The sequence below is a fragment of the Lentibacillus jeotgali genome (assembly GCF_000224785.1).
Lineage (GTDB): Bacteria > Bacillota > Bacilli > Bacillales > Amphibacillaceae > Lentibacillus > Lentibacillus jeotgali.
The window spans coordinates 1-1929 of sequence record NZ_AGAV01000031.1 but is presented as its reverse complement, the minus strand read 5'-3'; the positions used below and the strand labels follow the sequence as shown (position 1 = coordinate 1929).

General features: G+C 46.6%; 1 protein-coding gene. It reads right to left on the bottom strand.

The features are described 5' to 3' along the window. Positions 1 to 96: 96 nt before the first annotated feature. Complete coding sequence (locus tag ON01_RS18425; protein WP_010532500.1) at positions 97 to 1761, bottom strand: IS1634 family transposase; 1665 nt, start codon at positions 1759 to 1761, stop codon at positions 97 to 99. Between the last annotated feature and the right edge of the window lie 168 nt (positions 1762 to 1929).

The window sequence follows — 1929 nt, the reverse complement described above, 5'->3', positions numbered from 1 at the left end:
AAACTCGACTTCCACAGTGACTAGGTAAACGAAAACACCGCAAATAGGCATAAGAATAGTGCTTTGCGGTGTTTTTTGGGCATAAAGGGTGTGTAACTAGGATTTTGGCTGCAAGTCATAGATCTTCGGAGGAGCCTCAATCCCAAGTCTCCCATGGATTAGACGCTGTTCATACGTCAATTCGGTACGCTGATAAAGCTCGCCGTTTTTAGAAGAAAATTTTCCAAGGTGGATCTTATCCAACGCTTGACGAAGTCTCAGCCAGGTCGTTCCGGTGTCCACTTCGGCAATTCGAATCAATAGTAATGCCAGCCAATTCAACAGGATATGCGTTTGTATGCGCTCATCCAGACGATGATACATCGGACGAAGGGATAGTGTTGATTTCAACTTCCTGAAGCCCTGTTCGACCTCAATAAGTTGCTTATAGCCAAGGGCTATATCCTCCACAGAAAGCGTATCATCCGATGTGCGAATCAGATATTTCCCGTCATAGCGTTCCGCATCGCGGATTGCCTGTTTGTTCAGCTTTAATCGACCATCTTTCAGCTGACGAAGATAGGGGCTGAATACCTTATGGGCCCTAATCCTACAGACAGCTTTGGTATGTTGCTTATCCGGCAGCTGGTTGAGCCCTTCGAGCTCCTGCTCGAGTTGTTCAATAATCGTCTCACGCTGTTTACGCTCTTTCTCGGCTTCTTTGGGATTATAGACAAGCACAAACCGTTTTCTCGCTTCACCATCTCCAACAATAACCTCTTTGGCCTTGAGGTTATCGCGAATCGTATGATATCGGCCTTTTCGGGCTAAGGCATCCTCTGTTTCGGGTTTGCCTGACCGCATTTTTTCACCGACTATATAATGCCCGCCTGTCCGCTGGAGATAGCGAAGATTATCCTCGGATGAAAAACCTCGATCAGCGACACTTATGACGCGCCCAAGCTTCCAGCCGGCAAGGTCATCTTTGATTTCCTCAACAACGGTCATATCCATCGTGTTTCCAGGCCACACCCAACACTTGATGGGAATGCCCTCCCGGGTTACAGCCATGCCAATCACGACTTGGAGGAGATCAGGACGTTTATCCTTGGAGTAACCGAGCTTCCGCAATCCTTCATCATCCGGCGCCTCAGAAGGTTCCACCTCAAAATAAGACGATGTCGTATCAAAATAAATGAGGTCAACCTCAAGGTTCATCAGATCAGCTGTGGCATAATAGACTTGCTCCTCAAGTGAATCCTTCACGTCCAAAAGGACATCCATAGCTCGATAGAGCTGATGGGAAAAGACCTGATCAAGACCGGGAATCACGACATCATCCCGGACCCAATCTTCCATGCCAAGTTTACTCGTTGGTGCCAGAGCACGGTTGGCAACCATCGCAAAGATTTGGCGTTCAATGTCCACTTGATGGTTTCGGTCTTTCAACAATGTTTGAATCATCTCGTCCAATCCGAGTTTACGCCATATTTGATTTAAGGCCCAGGAACCGCCCAATCGTTTACTGGCTTCAAAAAGGAATTCAGCTGTTTCGCCAATGCCTTCCCGAAACTGGAGAGCTTCCTCTGGTGAAAGGAATCGAATCACACTGTTGGCCAGTCGTTCAAGGGCTGCGCGATCAACTTGATCTTCACGCCCGAAAGAGTAGATCACCTTCGCTTTAGCGTATTTGGCCTTCGAATCCCATTCATTATGAGCAAGCTGGAGATAGGCAACCCGGCTTCCATCTTTATTTTTTCGGCTTACACGTCTTAAGTACATGCCTATAGTATAACCTATAAAGATGATAATGTAAATACAACTTATCCACATATGTGTGCCTATGAACAACCGTCATTTTTCTATGCTAACTGTGGATAAATCCCCCGTATAGAGGGAAGTGTGGATAATGATTGTCTAAAAATGTGCCCATCAACTGTCGAACTTGAG